Below are 15,038 nucleotides of genomic sequence, written 5' to 3'. Positions count from 1 at the left end.
TCGGACACCGGGCCGACGGAATCGGTGACCAAGACCCAGGCGATCCTCGGGCCCTGCACAACGGGCTGCTGATCGTTCCAGGCAGCCGGTCCGATGCCCACCGAAATGGACGCCGGGGCACGTGCCGCGAAAGGCATGGCCTTCACCGGTGCCGCACTCGGAATGATTTTTCTCGCTGCCACCGCCGCCCAGTTGCCCGCCGACGTCGTCGGGCACCGGGTCAGCGCCCAGCGGGACACGCTCCGGCTGTTCTGGCCGCAGGGCATGCAGCTCTTCACCGACGCGGCGGGGCGCGAGTTCATCGTCGCGTACCACCACGACGAGCCCACCGGCACGTTCGTCCCGATCACCCGGACCGCGGGTGACCGGGACCACCTGCGTGGCCTGGACCGCGGGTCGTACGCCGACCTGGTCCGGCTGCTCGCCACGGTGGACGAACTGCCGGCCGGGCACTGGCAGGACTGCGCGGCGGCGACGGTCTCGGACTGCGCCGCCGCCATCACCAGTGCTCCTCGAGCACGTCTGAACAGCTACTTCTCTCCAGAAGTGCCCTGCGGACCGACCGTGTTCACGGCGGAGCGCCCTGACGGGGACAGGCCGGCCAGGCGCGTCGTGCGCGTCGCGGTCGCGGACCTCCAGTGCGCACCCCGGTAGCCCGCGCGCTGGCGTTCGAGCCGCGGACGATCACCCTCGGCGCCGCCCGATCGCTGGTCGCGCTCGCCGAACTCAGCGTCCTCGTGTTCACGTCCGACGCCGATCTCTTCCCCGCTGTACCGAACGGCCCAACGGGACCCCGGTGCGACGGTCTGCGCACCCTTTCGCTGTGGTGCGTCAGTTCCTCTCCGGTTGCGCTGACAATTTTCCGGGTAGTAACAATCGCCGTGCTGGCGCTCGTGATCTCGGGCTATCGGCCCCGCTGGACCTGCATTCCGCACTGGTACGTCACTTTCAGCCTCGCCGTCGCGATCCACGTGCCCAACGGCGGTGAGAACGTGGCCAGGGTCCTCACCCTGCTGCTCATCCCGCTGTGTCTCGGCGATGATCGGATCTGGCATTGGAGACGCCCGGCGACGCCATTGCCCGCGTGGTGGATAGGAACCTCCTATACCGCCCATCTGGTGATTCGCTTGCAGGTGGTCATCGTCTACGGGCAGGCAGTGTGGCTCAAACTCGTCGAACCGGAATGGCGCGACGGCAGCGCCATGCACTTCGTTCTTCAGGACGCGTATTTCGGAGCCGCCCCGGAACTCGTGCCGTTCCTCGATTCAGGCGTTCTCACACCCGCTATCACGTGGGGCACGATCCTGCTCGAATCCGCGATCGTGATCTGCGTGTTCGGCAACTCGGCCGTGCGCCGCGTCGGCCTCGCACTGGCCGTTGTGCTGCACGGCGGAATCATCCTGGCACTCGGCCTCGCGAGCTTCGGACTAGTGATGATCAGCCTGGTGGCGGCGGCGAGCAGCGGCCGTTCAGAGCACAGTGGCGAACTCGATCGAGCTCAGGTAACCATGCAGTGGGCTGAAGAGGAGAGGGACGGAGGACCGACGACACGGGAGACTGAATGACCACAGGGGGTAGGGCGGAACTGGGCGTCGACCTGGACGAGCTGCGGCTGCTGGTCGGCCTGTCCTATCGCGAGCTGGCACGCCGCACCGGTTGTGCCCGCAGCACGTTGCACGACGCGTTGACCGGTCGCCGTTTTCCGAAGCTCGACACGGTGCTGGCGATCGCGCAGGCGTGCGGAGGTGACGCGACGAGCTGGCGGCAGCGCTGGGTCGTCGCCTGCCAGCGGGCGAGGTGGCAGCGGCTCGATCACGCACCACGAACGGTGCCGACGATGTCGCGGCAGTCGACCAGGCCGAGCTGACGGGAGTCCTGCGACCGCGGGTTGTCGCCTGACACGGCCACGAAACCGGCCGGCACGTGCGAGGTGCCGGGCAGCGTGGCCGCGAGCCAGTCCGGCACGGCGTCACCCGCGACGGCCGCGACGCGCTTGATCCGGTGCGGCAGCTCGGGGTCGGGGACGCGGAACACGATCACCTCGTGGCGGCGTGGGCTCCTCCTCAGGAGCCTGCGCGCCACGAGCTTCTGCCCGTCGGACAACGTCGGCGACATGCTGTTGCCCCGCACCGTCACCCTGATCCACATCAGCCGGCCCTCGCATCCTGGTACCCGTCCGCCTGCAGCCGGAACAGCCGCGCGTACTCGCCGTCCGCGTCCATCAGCTCGTCGTGGCTGCCCTGCTCGACGATCCGCCCGCCCACCAACGTGACGATGAGATCCGCGCCGCGCAGTGCCGCCATCCGGTGCGAGATCAGCAACCTGGTCCGCCCTTCCGCGTGCCGCCTGACCGTGTCGTGCACCCGGTGCTCGCCTTCCGCGTCCAGACCGGACGTCGGCTCGTCGAGGATCATCAACTCGGCGTCGCGGCGCATCAGGCACCGCGCCAGCGCCACCCGTTGCCACTGCCCGCCGGACAACGTCACGCCGGTGCGCTCCTCATCCGCGTGGGTCCTGGACAACACCGTGTCGTACCCGTTGGGCAGTGCCTGCAGCGTGTCCGCGATCCGCGCCACCTCGGCCGCCGCGACGATCCGCGCCCGATCGCCGAGTGCGTCCGCCTGGCCGATGCCGATGTTCTCCGCCGCGGTCAGGTCGTAGGCCATGAACTCCTGGAACACCACGCCGATCCGCCTGCGCAGTTCCTCGACGTCCAGCTCGCGGAGATCCACGCCGCCCCACGTGATCGTGCCCCGCTGCGGGTCGTAGAACCGGCACAACAGCTTCACGAGCGTGCTCTTGCCCGCGCCGTTCACACCGACCAGTCCGACGGCCGCGCCGGCAGGGATCGTGAGGTCGACCCCGCGCAGCACCCACGGGCCGTCCTCGGCATAGCGGAACCACACGTCCCGCAGCTCGATCGTCGCCTCTGCCGGCACACCGGTTCCCGCGGCCAGGTCGTCACGGGTGTCGACGACGTCGAGGTAGTACCCGAAGAGCTTGACTGCGCGGCCCGCCTCGCCGAGCTGCAGCACCACACCGGACAGTCCGGTCTGCACTCCCGCGACCGCACCGAGGAACAGCACGAGATCGCCGACCGACGACCGGCCGGACACCACGTTCACCGCCACGACGACCGTGCCCGCCCCGGCCACGACAGCCCCGAGCAGCGCCAGACCGCTCTGCACCAGCGTTCCCCGCCGTGCCGCCGCCAGCCGCGCACCCGACACCGTCGCGAGCGAGCCGACCATCCTGGTGTGCAACAACTCTCCGAGCCCGAACAGCCGGATCTCCTTGGCCGCACGCACATCCGTGAGCAACGCACGGTAGAAGAGCCGCCGCCGGTCGGTCGCCACCCACGCTTCCTCCGTGGCCGCCTCACGCCGTGCGGTCGCCAGCCTCGCGAACACCGCCGTCACCACCGAAGCCAGCAGCAGCAACGTCATCGGCGGCCACACCACCAGCAACGCACCGGCGAAGCTCACCAGCAACACGAGCGACCTGACGAGCTCCTGGGTGAACTGCGAGATCGTGCCGGGTGCCTCCTGCGCCGCCTGCTCGGCGAGCCGCAACCGGTCGTGGAACGCGGGATCCTCGATCTGCCGCAGTCCCCGCAGCGTCGCGACCCGCTGGAACAGCCTGCTCTCCACGGTCAGCGCGACCCGTTGCTGCACCACCTCTCCGAGGTGCCCGCCGAGGTAGAGCAACGCGATCGCGGACCCGCCGACGAGGGCGGAGGTGACCGCGAGGAACGCCGCCCTGCCGGCACTCGCCGTGCCCGAGGTGAGCTCGTCGACCAGCAGCATCGTCAACCACGCCCCGCTCGCCGGTGCCGCGCCCGCGACCACCGTGAGCACGAGCGTGGTGGTGGCGATCAGCGGCGTGGCCCGGAACGGCAGCGCGAGAGCCGCGACGGCGTTCCTGATCATGCCACCGGCGCCGGCACACCGGCGAAGTCGTCGAGTTTGATGCCGGACGCGGTCACCACGCCGCCGTGCGTGTACACCAGCGTCGGGAACGCCATGACCTCGAACGCCGACAGCACCGGGTCGTCCGTGCCGATGACCGCGACCCGCCCCAGCGCACTGACCTTCTCCACGAGCCGCCGGGTGGCTTCGGGATCGGTCGGGTCGCCGTCCACAACGGACACGAACCGGGCGGCGGGCGGGTCGGCCAGCAGCGCGTCGGTGAGGGAACGGCACGGCCCGCAGCCGACCGAGAAGAACCCGACCTGCACCGGTCCGTCGAGGTCGGCCTCGGTGAACAGCGCGCCGTCGGTGCCGGTGACCGAGAACGGCCGGATCACCAGGCCGGGCTGCGGCAGGTTCTGGTTGCGCGGCGGCCCTGACCGCTCCTGCAGCTCGCGGACCCTGGCCACCAGCCCGTACGTGAACAGCACGTGCACCGCGACCACGACGGCGAGCAGGACGACGGCGATCGTGAGCAGGGTCATCGGTTCCTCCCAGGATGCCGGCGGCGTCACGAACGCGCCGGTGACAGCAACAGCGATCAGCAGTCCGTTGCGCACGAGGTGCTTGGGTCCGAGCACGTCGCCGCCCGCGCCGAAACACTTGCAGCGCACGGCTTTCCTGCTGCGGATGGCGAGGACGATCCCGCCGCAGAACGCCGCCAGCAACCCGGTGGCGAGTGCGTAGCCGAGTCCCGTTCCGGGAACCGCGAGCAGCACGACGGCAGCTGCCTCGCCGGCGAGAACCGCGATGGCGACCGGCTGTGCGGGCAACCACGGCGCCAGAGCGCCGATCGAGTCGCGGAACTCTGCGAACCCCTGCCGGGTGCGGACTTTGCCGGCGAACGCCGCGAGGAAGACAGCGGCGAGCAGCACGCGAGCGAACAGGTCGAGCACTTCAGGCCTCCCCAGCGAGTGAGGGGTGCCGGCGGGAGACCCACCGGCACCCCGGCTCAACGCGTCACCTGCAGCTGCTGCTCACCGACGAGCAGATGCCGTTGCAGTTGAAGCGGTAGCCCCGCTTGCAACACTGCCCGTGCTCCGGCACGCAGGCACCGGCATCGACCTTCGGCAGCACCAGTCCGACGAGCTTCTCACCGGCCAGCTGTGCGAAACGCTTCACGGTCCGCTCCTCCCAGTTGATCAACAGAACGCCGCACACGCTGTCCTGCCGCGACCGGGAACGGAAGCCGAGTCGGACGGACTCGGACACCCTCGGACTCGCGCTACCCCGTCCGGCCGATCGCCGTGCCGCCCGGCCGGATCAGCTCGTGACGGCGTTTGCGATGCGCAGCCCCAGCCGGTGAGGCATTCACCGGCTTTGCTCACGCTGCCGCGAGCAACACCCGACCGTCGTTCAGCGCCAGCTCCTCGCCCTGCCACCGCCCCCGCAGCAACCGGTCGTGCGACACCACGACCACGGCACCGGAGTAACCGGCGAGCGCGGCTTCGAGCTCCTCCACCAGCGCGAGCGACAGGTGGTTCGCCGGTTCGTCCAGCAGCAGGACGTCCGACTCCTGCCGCAGCAACCGCGCGAGCGCCAGCCGTCGCCGCTGCCCGATCGACAACGCTCCGACCGGAGTCACGAAGTCCGCCTCGCGGAACAGTCCCAGCGATGCCAGCTGCTCGGCGTGGTTCTCCGGCGTCCCCGGCCTGCCGGAGGCGAACGCCGCGAGCACCGTCCGGCGCGGGTGCCGCACCACGGTTTCCTGCGGCAGGTAGCCGACGACGCCGTGCCGCGTGACGGTGCCGCGCTCCGGCCGGAGCGTCCCCGCCAGCACGTCGAGCAACGTCGACTTGCCCGCCCCGTTCGGACCGGTCACGAGCAGCCGCCGGCCCGCGGCCACGACGAGCTCGTCCACGCGCAGCCGGTCGCCGACGCGGACGCCCGCCAGTTCGAGCACCGGGCCCTCCCGCACCGCCGCGTCGAACGGTGCGTTGAGGTGCAACGGATCCGGCGGTTTCGGCACTGGATCGGCCAGGAGCCGCTCCAGCCGTTCCGACGCGCTGCGCACCCGCGTCGAGATCGACGCCTGCACGCGCCGCCCGTCGCCGTTGTACTTGCACTTGTTGTGGTCCTTGATCGCCCGGCCAGGCGCGACGCGGTACGCCGTCGTGCCGCGCCACTCGGTCCAGCGCGCGATCTCGCCGGCCCACTCCGCGTACGCCTGTTCCCAGCGCTGCCTGGCCACCCGCTTCTCGGCGAGGTAGCCGGCACGACCGTTGCCGTAGCGGGAGATCGTGCGACGGTCGCCGTCGACCTCGACGATCGCGGTGACCACCACCCGATCCAGCAGCAGACGGTCGCGCGTCACCACGAAAAGGGTGCCGCGGTGTGCCCGCAACCGGTCTTCCAGCCAGGCCAGCGCCTGGTGGTCTAGGTGGTTCGTGGGCTCGTCGAGCAGAAGCAGTTCCGCTTGCGCCGACAGCACTCCGGCGAGCGCCAGCCGGGCCCGCTGCCCACCGGACAGCGTGCCGAGCCGCCGTGCCGAGCCGAGATCGCCGATGCCGAGCTCCGACATGGCGGCCTCGACCCTGGCGTCGGCCGAGTAGCCGTCCCGCAGCTCGAACGCGGTGAGCAGCTCGCCGTACGCCGCCCGCTCCGCGGAACCGGCCGTGCCGAGCTCCTGCTCCGCGGCCTTGATCCGCTGCTCCAGCACGTGGATCTCGACGAGCGCGGCGTCGACGGCGTCACCCACCGTGGCGTCGTCCGGCAGTGCGAGCACCTGTCCGAGGTGCCCGGCACCGCCTTCCGCGACCACGGTGATCTCGCCGTCGTCCGGCGTCTCCTGCCCGGTGATCAGCCGCAGCAGCGTCGACTTGCCGGAACCGTTCTCTCCTACTACGCCGACCTTTTCGCCGGCTCGGACCGTCAGCGAGACGGCGTCGAGCACGCGGCGGTGGGCGAAGGTCTTGCTGACCGGCCGAATTGTGAGCTGACCTGACATGGAAGCCTCCGAACGCGGGTGAAGAGAAGGGACAGGTCGCCGTGCGTTTCGTTGTGGAACACCTCCCTCGTCCTTTCTCTTGGCGTATCAGAGGTTTCAGCCGGCGCGACCGGCTTGCAGGCCATCTCCGGCCTGCTCGCTGTCCACATCAGACAGTCCGAATCCGACCCGGCACGTCCGTCCAGGCCGTACGACTTCACCAGATCACGGCATGCGGAAAGGAATGTTCGTCATGAGCCACCCACCGCCGAAGGAAGATCGGAAACGGAGAACACGCCGGGCACACAGCGCTCAACCAGCGCGGGCCGCAGACACGTGTCGGTGCGGGTGTCAGAAGATCACGTGAACGACGTTGCCACCCCCTGCCGCGAGCCGTCAACCGCGCGCACAGCGCGTCACGCCGGCGAGAGCCGGGCACGGTACGGTCACCGGGAACACAGCCGGAAATTGAGGACCACACAGGTTCGCGCCGTGATTCCAATCGCCTACCACGAGGCCCAGAAGGTCACAATAAGTCTTCGTTGAAGATGCAACAGTCCGACTTATCACACTGCCGGCTACTCGCGCAATTCCGCACTTTGCGTCATCATTCACATCCCCCGGAATGCCTCACCCATCATCGAATTCGATGACAGTCAATAGGCCGTGCAGTGCAACCTTGATCACAGCTCAGAGTGTCGCACGCAACCCCTCCGGCCCTTGACCTGGCCATGTAGCTGGTTGAGAGAATTCACCCCGCGATTCCACCCCGACCGGATTGCACCCCGCCCTGATTCCCCGGCCGATCAGGAGACCCCTGTCTTGAGCGTGCCAGATGTCTCAATACGCGATTTCGCCGTTGCACAACTCCAGACCCTTCTGCGCGCGGTCGGATTAGCAGAGTCCTCGGAAAGATCGACGAAACTGCTGGCTGAGGCAATGGGCCCCGGCTGCCTGAGGCCGCTCACGGCGGTCCCCCATTGGCCGTCTTTCGTCGCCGACGACCACACACCGGTCGAATTCTCGGTGGCTTTGGCCCAAAACGAGCCACCCGCGGTCCGCATGATCGTCGAGTCGCTCGCCGAGCAGCCGGGCCCGGCCGCGAACCTCGCCGCGGCGCTCGGTGTGCTCGACCGGCTGACGGCCCAGCACCGGCTGGACCGCCGGCGGCTGGACCAGGTGCGCGACCTGTTCCTCCCGGACGATCCGCAGGGAGCGTTCTCGTTCTGGTACTCGCTGATCGTCAACAGGGACGCGGCACCCGCGATCAAGGTCTACCTCAACCCGGAGGTGCGTGGCCGTGAGAGCGCGACCTCCCTTGTCAGCGAGGCACTGCGGCGGCTCGGCCTCGGCGCAGCCCACCCGACGGTGGCCGGCCACGCGCTGCAACGTGAAGGCCTCGACCGGTTCTCGTTCTTCGCCCTCGACCTGACGGAGGCGGACCGCGCGAGGGTGAAGACCTACGTGTCGCACGACGCCGCCGAGATCCCGGACGTGGTGCGCGCGGCCGCCGCGGCCCCCGACGTGGATCCCGAGCTCCTGGCGGACGTCGTCGCGCTGGCCGGTGGCGGCACGGGACCGTTCGACCGGCGCCCGCTGATGTCCAGCTACACCTTCCTGTCCGGCGACGTCGACCGGCCGAGCGGCTACTCGCTCTACATCCCCGTGCGGGACTACGTGCAGGACGACCTGGAAGCGTGTGAGCGCGTTCTCGCGATCATGGCCAGGTGCGGGATGGACACCGCGCCGTTCGTCATGGCGCTGGCGAGCATGGTCCGCCGTCCGCTCGCCGACGGCGTCGGGCTGATCGCCCACGTGTCGCTGCGCCTGGGCCGCCCTCGCCCAGGAGTCACGGTCTACCTGTCGTCCGAGGCATACGACGTAACACCACCCCGCACCCGCACCCGCACCAAAGCAATGTCGCTCTAGCGCCGCGACACGACCCCTTGGCGGGTTGTTCGGCGCTCAGCAGGGCGCCTCGCGGCACCGCCCCGCGCCCCCGTACATCCAGTATGAGGACGCGCGGGCGGCACCACGATCCACCCGTCTGACCACCGAACAACCCGGCAGATTTCGTGCCGCGGCACTAGAAAGGCAAGACCGTGGAGCCGTACCGGATCAAGGTCGTCGAGCCCATCCCCATCACGACCCGCGACTACCGGGAACGCCGGTACGCCGAGGGCGGGTACAACCAGTTCAACCTCACCGCGGACGACGTGACGATCGACCTGCTGAGCGACTCCGGCACCGGCGCGCTGTCGGCGGAGCAGCAGGCGGCTGGCATGCGTGGCGACGAGACGTACGCGGGTGCCCGCTCGTTCTCCCGGTTCCGCGACGTGGCGGAGGAGCTGACCGGCTACCGGTACATCTTCCCGGTCCACCAGGGCCGGGCCGCGGAACGGATCCTGTTCAACGCGCTGCTGAAGCCCGGTCAGATCTCCATCAGCAACACGCACTTCGACACGACGCGCGCGAACGTGGAGCTGGCGGGCGGAGTGGTGCGGGACCTCCCGTGCCCGCTGGCCGCGGACCTCGACAGCGACGAACCGTTCAAGGGCGACATCGACCTCGTCGCGCTCGAAGCGGCGTTGAGCGGACCGGACGACGTCGGCCTGGTGCTCATGACGATCACCAACAACGGCGGTGGCGGCCAGCCGGTGTCGATGGCGAACATCGAGGCGGCGAGCGCGCTGTGCCGCCGCCACGGGGTGCCGTTCATCCTCGACGCGGCCCGGTTCGCCGAGAACGCGTGGCTGGTGACGCAGCGGGAGGAGAAGTACCGCGGCCACAGCCCGCGCGACGTCGCGAAGCTCGCGTTCCGGCTGGCCGACGGATGCGTCGCCAGCCTGAAGAAGGACGGCATCGTCCACATCGGAGGGTTGCTCGGGCTGAACGACGAGGAGCTCGCCAAGCGGTGCGAGCTCCTGCTGATCGCCACCGAGGGGTTTCGCACCTACGGCGGGCTTTCCGGCCGTGACCTCGACATGTGCGCGCAGGGCCTGATGGAGGTCACCGACCCGCTGTACCTGCGGGAGCGCGCGGACGCCACCGCCTACCTCGCCGAGTGCGCCCGTGAGGCCGGTGTGGACAGTGTGACGCCGACGGGCGTGCACGCCGTCTACCTCAACGCGGGCAGGCTGCTGCCGCACATCCCGCCGCACCGGTTCACCGGTCACGCGCTCGCGTCGGAGCTCTACCTCGCGGGCGGAATCCGTTGTGCCGAACTGGGTTCGCTCTACCTCGGGGAGATCGACGAGTCCGGCGAGCTGATCACGCCCGCGCCGTTCGAGCTGGTGCGCCTGGCGATCCCGCGACGCGTCTACACGCGCAGCCACCTGGAGTACGTGGCCGAGACGCTCGCGGGGATCGCCAAGAACCCGGAGCAGGTGCCCGGTTACCGGCTGACCGAGGCACCCGCCATGCTGCGACCGTTCCGCTGCCGGTTGGAACAGGTGCGGGACGGTGTGGTGACCGCCGGGCCAACCCCTGCGTTCCGGCGTTCGGAACCACGCAGGACGACGCCGTGAAGGCCGGCGGTCACAGCTGAGAACTCAGGCAATTGCCGCGTGGTCGAGCTTGCTCATCGCATGCTCGATCACGCGGGCGAGCACCACCTTGCACGACTCGCGGTCACGCGCGTCGCACAGCACCAACGGCACGTTGGTGGTGACGTCGAGCGCGTGCCGCAGCTCGTCCTCGGTGTAGGAGTGGCTGCCGTCGAAGCAGTTCACCGCCACCACGAACGGGATGCCGCGGCGCTCGAAGAAGTCGATCGCCCCGAAACCGCTGTCCAGCCTGCGGGTGTCCACCAGGACGACCGCGCCGATCGCGCCGTGGGACAGCTCGTCCCACATGAACCAGAAGCGGTCCTGGCCCGGCGTGCCGAAGAGGTACAGCACGACCTCGGGGTTGATCGTGATGCGGCCGAAGTCCAGCGCGACCGTCGTCGTGTTCTTGCCCTCGACGCCGGCCAGGTCGTCGATCTCCGTGCCGGCCTCGGTGAGCAGCTCCTCCGTCCGCAGCGGCGTGATCTCGCTGACCGCGCCGACCAGCGTCGTCTTGCCGACGCCGAACCCGCCCGCCACCACGATCTTCACGGACGAGGGGACGAGCAGTTCTTCTCTCTGCTCAGATCGCACGGACACCATCAAGCACCTTCTGCAGTAGGTTCAGATCCGGCCCGGTCGCCAGCCGCGACGGATCGCTGGTGATGACGTCGCCGCGCTGGATCAGGTCGCTCAGCAACACCTTCGCAACGACGAGCGGCGCGTGCAGATACGCGGCGACCTCCGCCACGGACAGCGGGGTGCGGCACAGTCGGATGATCTCCTGGTGCTCCACGGAGAGCGAACTGGGGTCGGTCGACGTGCGGATCGACCGCACCTGGGTCGCGAGGTTCAGCCGGCCCCACGTGGGCCTGGTCCTGCCGCTCACCAGGGCGTAGGGACGGACCAGCGGGCCCGCCGCCTCGTCGTACCACCAGTCCGACGACCGGGAGCTCATGACAACCCGAGCGCGTTGGGGAGCCGCGGCGACGCGAGTGTTCGAGGCGCTGTCGACAGGTAGCTGCCCACGCGCTTCACGAGCATGTTCATCTCGTAGGCGATCATGCCCATGTCCGCGTCCTCGTCACCGACGACCGCTAGACAGGCACCCTGGCCCGCCGCGGTGACGAACAGGTGAGCGCGCTCCATCTCCACGATGGTCTGCCGGACCTGACCGCCGCCGAAGTGCCTTCCGGTGCCGCGGGCGAGGCTCTGGAACGCCGACGCCATCGCCGAGAGGTGGTCGGAGTCGTCCTTGGACAGTTCGGGAGAGCGAGCGAGCAGCAAACCGTCAGCGGAGAGCACCACAGCGTGCCTGGCACCGACCACTCTGGCGACGAGGTCGTCCAGCAACCAGTTGAGCTCGGGGTGCCCGCCGGTCAGGTCGTCGTCCACGTAATAGCCCTTTCGGTGTTCAGCGGTGTCATCACGGTTCGACGTCGTCATCGGCCCGGCGGGCATCACGCGTGCCCTGCTGGAAGGCCGACATGCCGTCGCGAGTGCGTTCCGCCCGTTCCTCCGTGTCGAACTCGGCGAAGTCGGGCGTGGACCGGTGATCGTCGTTCGCCAGCTGGGGCACGAGGTGCTGCTGACGCCTGCGGCGGGGCAGCTCCGGCCGGGCGTCCTGACGCGCCGCGTCACCTTCCCGGTGGTCTTCTGCCGGCCACGGGCCCGCCGGGTGGTCGGCCGTGGGCAGCACGCCGCCGATGCTCCCGCTGTCGGGATCGCTGTCCCGGCGGGAGCTCCGGTCGTTTCCCACTCCTCCCCCTGCCCAGAACTCGTTCAGCTCGGAGCTGGGCCGCGCGTCGAGCACCACGTCCTCGGCGGCGTGCGGGAGGGCGGTCTGGGCGAGCGTCTGCTGCCGGAACGTCGGCTTGGGCATCTGCACGGGATCCGCGGCGTCCACCGCACCCGCCTCACCGACGATCAGCTCGGACGGGACGAGCACCAGCGCGATCGTGCCGCCGGACGAGCAGTCGCGCAGCTCGACCCGGATGCCTCGGCGGGCGGCCAGCCGGGCGACGACGAACAGGCCGAGGCGGGACTCGCCGCGCAGCCGCATGGCCTCGAAGTCGGGCGGCGCGGCCAGCATCTGGTTGTGCAGCTCGCGGTCCTCCGGCTTGATGCCGAGACCGTGGTCCTCGATCTCGATCACGAGACCCTGCGGCACCTCGCTGCTGTGCACCTCGACCTGCGAGCGCGGAGAGGAGAACGACGTCGCGTTGTCGACGAGCTCGGCGATCAGGTGGATCACGTCCGCGACGGCGGCACCGGCGAGCGCCACCTCGGGCACGGGGTGCACCTTCACCCGCGCGTACTGCTCGGTCTCCGCGACGGCGGCGCGCACCACGTCGAGCATCCGGACCGGCTTGCGCCACTGCCGTCCCGGCTGCTCGCCGGTCAGGATGATCAGGTTCTCGGCGTTGCGCCGCGCGCGGGTGGCGAGGTGGTCGAGCTGGAAGAACGCGTCGAGGTGGTCGGGGTTCTCCTCCTCGCGCTCCAGCTTGTCGAGGATCTTCAGCTGGCGGTGCACGAGACCCTGGTTGCGGCGCGCGATGTCGAGGAAGACCCGGTTCACGCCTTCACGCGTCTGGCTCTCCTTCACCGCCGCGGCCACCGCGGTGTACTGCGCGGCGTTGAACGCGTCGGCCACCTGGCCGATCTCGTCGTTGCCGTAGTCCAGCGCGGGCACCTCGTGCGCCACGTCGACGTGCTTGCCGTCGCGCAGCCGCTCGACGATGTCCGGCAGCCGCTCGTGCGCGAGCTTGAGCGAGTCGCTCTTCAGGTTGTTCAGCCGGACGATCAACGCCTTGTTGACCAGGCGGCTGGAGATGCGGACGGCGACGAAGATTCCGATGATCACCGCGACCAGTGCGATGAGACTGCCGATCAGCACCGTGGTGAACTTGCTCTCGCCGTTGGACATCGCGATGTTCACGGCGCCGTTGGACTGCTCCTGCACCATCGTGGTCAGCTCGGCCGACACCGCGCGGCTCGCGGCCTCCCAGTCGGGCAGCCCGACCGACTGACCGATGGGCCGCTCCGCGTTCTGCAGCAGGCGGTTCTCCAGGGAGACCAGCTGCTGCCACTGGGCGCTGCCGGTGACCGTCTTGTAGTGCTCACGCACGTTCGGCAGGGCGTAGGGCTCGATCGAGTTGAGCGAGGACCGGTACGCGCCGACGAGGTAGACGAACTCGCGGTGCTCCTCCGGCGTGAACTTCCCCGCCGCCAGCGCTCCGGCCGCGACCGAACCCGACCGCGACATCGAGTCGACCGCCTGGAAGTACTGCACCGCGGCCAGCGCGCCCTGCACCGTCTCGGCGTCCGGCACGATGCGGGCCTGCGTGTTGAACAGCGCGGCACCCGCGTCGAGCACGCTGTTGTAGTAGCGGTAGATCTCGGCCTTGGACGCGGTGCCGGCCTCGAGCGCCGCACGCTGCTGCGGTAGCTGGTCCAGCAGCCCGTTGAGCTTGCCGATCCCGTCGGCGACCTCCTGCGGCGCCTGGGAGGCGAGCTCGGTGAAGGCCGTCCTCATCGTGGCCAGGTCCTTGTCGGTCTCCTGCTGCTGCTTGATCAACGCGGACGTACCGGAGCCGGGCCGGCTCAGGCTCGTCATGCTGAGCTCGCGTTCCTTCTGCAGCGATGCGAACGACTGAACCGCCGGAATCGACGCGTCTTTCACACCGGAGGCGACCAGCTGAAGGTACAGCCCTTCGAACACCGTATAGGACGAGAACAGCGCCCACATGGCCAGAAGGACGATGCTGGGAACCACCACGACACCAGTGAGCCGAGAACGAATTGTCTTGTAATTCGTCTCAGGCACGGTCTTCAGCTTCACAACGCTCCACGACCACGCGAATTGGCGACGGAAAGATAGCATCGCGCGATCGAGACGATCAACAGCGATGATCTTGGGGGGCGCGTAGAGACTACTCAGTCCGATGACCACCGCAACACCCCCGCCCCAGGTTCCGGTCCTGGGCGGCGAAGCGTTGTTGTGGTGCGTGAACACGCTCTCGCAGGTAGATCGGTCACGGAAGGTCATTGCGGGCACGGGATGCCCGACTGGGCTTTCTCCAACCGCACCCGACAAACGCACTGGTGATTGGCGCGAACTTGACAGAACGTGAGGAGTCTTCTAAGCGAGAACGGAGTGCGCCCCGTCGTCGCTTTCCGTCACCGTTTCTTATTCGTAAATTCGCGGCCGCGACTTGCGTGAGTCCTGCGACAGGCAGTGGGAGCGAGCCCTCCTCAGGAGGGCGCACCCGTCCAATCCCTGTTCACGGCGACTCCCCCTTTACACGTGGCAGCAGGACCGGACCACTGGGCGAACCCAGTCCTGCTGCCACCCCCCAGAACCCGACCGTGACGCTGAGCGTCTCCGTCGTGCCACCAGCATCACGCCGCCAGGAGCGGAGCGGCAGGGGTCTCCCGTCTCCCGGTGGCGAAGGCGACGGGAGACGCCTGGGAATCGGATCGGTGGCCGATCACACTCGGTCCGTGCGGCCAGAGGTCAGCCCTCGCCGCTCCGGGGCTGGGCCCGCGACCAGGGGCTCAGTAGTCTGCAACGGTCGATTCACCGGCCGCGGGCACGCG

At 69.1% G+C, this 15,038-nt stretch carries 14 protein-coding genes; 5 read left to right on the top strand and 9 right to left on the bottom strand.

The features are described from left to right. Window positions 1-93: 93 nt before the first annotated feature. Genes C8D87_RS21505 through C8D87_RS21495 form a run of 3 tightly spaced genes read left to right on the top strand, consistent with a single transcriptional unit; the run spans window position 94 to window position 1,867 of the window. Entirely contained in the window at window positions 94-654 is a 561-nt protein-coding gene (locus C8D87_RS21505; RefSeq protein WP_146771815.1) for a hypothetical protein, read from the top strand. Continuing rightward, window positions 639-1,565 (top strand): sporulation-delaying protein SdpB family protein, encoded by a 927-nt coding sequence (locus C8D87_RS21500; RefSeq protein WP_112228081.1) that lies wholly within the window; start codon window positions 639-641, stop codon window positions 1,563-1,565. The genes C8D87_RS21505 and C8D87_RS21500 overlap by 16 nt, the downstream gene beginning before the upstream one ends. Next, window positions 1,562-1,867: a helix-turn-helix domain-containing protein gene (locus C8D87_RS21495; protein ID WP_112228080.1), complete on the top strand. Its 306-nt coding sequence runs from the start codon at window positions 1,562-1,564 to the stop codon at window positions 1,865-1,867. The genes C8D87_RS21500 and C8D87_RS21495 overlap by 4 nt, the downstream gene beginning before the upstream one ends. On the opposite strand, the gene C8D87_RS21490 is transcribed toward C8D87_RS21495, so the two are convergent. The 5 genes from C8D87_RS21490 to C8D87_RS21470 all read right to left on the bottom strand — a co-directional run bounded on the left by C8D87_RS21490 (window position 1,813) and on the right by C8D87_RS21470 (window position 6,915). Then, on the bottom strand, window positions 1,813-2,148 hold the full coding sequence (locus C8D87_RS21490; protein WP_112228079.1) for a S26 family signal peptidase: 336 nt from the start codon (window positions 2,146-2,148) through the stop codon (window positions 1,813-1,815). The genes C8D87_RS21495 and C8D87_RS21490 overlap by 55 nt on opposite strands. Further along, the gene (locus C8D87_RS21485; protein ID WP_112228078.1) at window positions 2,148-3,929 is read right to left on the bottom strand and encodes an ABC transporter ATP-binding protein; all 1,782 of its coding nucleotides are present in this window, start codon (window positions 3,927-3,929) and stop codon (window positions 2,148-2,150) included. The genes C8D87_RS21490 and C8D87_RS21485 overlap by 1 nt, the downstream gene beginning before the upstream one ends. After that, window positions 3,926-4,864, bottom strand: coding sequence for a TlpA family protein disulfide reductase (locus C8D87_RS21480; RefSeq protein ID WP_112228077.1), 939 nt, complete (start codon window positions 4,862-4,864; stop codon window positions 3,926-3,928). The genes C8D87_RS21485 and C8D87_RS21480 overlap by 4 nt, the downstream gene beginning before the upstream one ends. Window positions 4,865-4,928: 64 nt before the next feature. After that, window positions 4,929-5,090: a hypothetical protein gene (locus C8D87_RS46050; protein ID WP_170155060.1), complete on the bottom strand. Its 162-nt coding sequence runs from the start codon at window positions 5,088-5,090 to the stop codon at window positions 4,929-4,931. A gap of 202 nt (window positions 5,091-5,292) precedes the next feature. Further along, window positions 5,293-6,915 carry an ABC-F family ATP-binding cassette domain-containing protein gene (locus tag C8D87_RS21470; protein WP_112228076.1) on the bottom strand — a complete coding sequence of 541 codons (1,623 nt, stop codon included), beginning with the start codon at window positions 6,913-6,915 and terminating at the stop codon, window positions 5,293-5,295. Window positions 6,916-7,722: 807 nt separating this feature from the next. Between C8D87_RS21470 and C8D87_RS21465 the strand changes: the two genes are divergently transcribed. Together C8D87_RS21465 and C8D87_RS21460 are read left to right on the top strand one after the other, a co-directional pair. Further along, a complete protein-coding gene (locus C8D87_RS21465; protein ID WP_267899878.1) occupies window positions 7,723-8,823 on the top strand; it encodes a tryptophan dimethylallyltransferase family protein in 1,101 nt (366 codons plus the stop codon). Window positions 8,824-8,996: 173 nt separating this feature from the next. After that, window positions 8,997-10,421, top strand: coding sequence for a tryptophanase (locus tag C8D87_RS21460; protein WP_112228074.1), 1,425 nt, complete (start codon window positions 8,997-8,999; stop codon window positions 10,419-10,421). 24 nt (window positions 10,422-10,445) lie between these two features. On the opposite strand, the gene C8D87_RS21455 is transcribed toward C8D87_RS21460, so the two are convergent. The 4 genes from C8D87_RS21455 to C8D87_RS21440 are packed head-to-tail and all read right to left on the bottom strand — an operon-like array spanning window position 10,446 to window position 14,214. Then, on the bottom strand, window positions 10,446-11,042 hold the full coding sequence (locus C8D87_RS21455; protein ID WP_109638464.1) for a GTP-binding protein: 597 nt from the start codon (window positions 11,040-11,042) through the stop codon (window positions 10,446-10,448). Next, window positions 11,023-11,397 (bottom strand): DUF742 domain-containing protein, encoded by a 375-nt coding sequence (locus C8D87_RS21450; protein ID WP_109638463.1) that lies wholly within the window; start codon window positions 11,395-11,397, stop codon window positions 11,023-11,025. Before C8D87_RS21450 ends, C8D87_RS21455 begins: the two co-directional genes overlap by 20 nt. Next, window positions 11,394-11,834, bottom strand: a complete 441-nt coding sequence (locus C8D87_RS21445; protein WP_204760285.1) for a roadblock/LC7 domain-containing protein — start codon at window positions 11,832-11,834, stop codon at window positions 11,394-11,396. Before C8D87_RS21445 ends, C8D87_RS21450 begins: the two co-directional genes overlap by 4 nt. A gap of 31 nt (window positions 11,835-11,865) precedes the next feature. Beyond that, the gene (locus tag C8D87_RS21440) at window positions 11,866-14,214 is read right to left on the bottom strand and encodes a sensor histidine kinase (protein ID WP_325049698.1); all 2,349 of its coding nucleotides are present in this window, start codon (window positions 14,212-14,214) and stop codon (window positions 11,866-11,868) included. Window positions 14,215-15,038: the final 824 nt, after the last annotated feature.

Origin of the sequence: Lentzea atacamensis (genome assembly GCF_003269295.1) — a bacterium.
Lineage (GTDB): Bacteria > Actinomycetota > Actinomycetes > Mycobacteriales > Pseudonocardiaceae > Lentzea > Lentzea atacamensis.
Note: the sequence above shows the minus strand (reverse complement) of the source record. Positions and strands in the feature narration are given on the sequence as shown.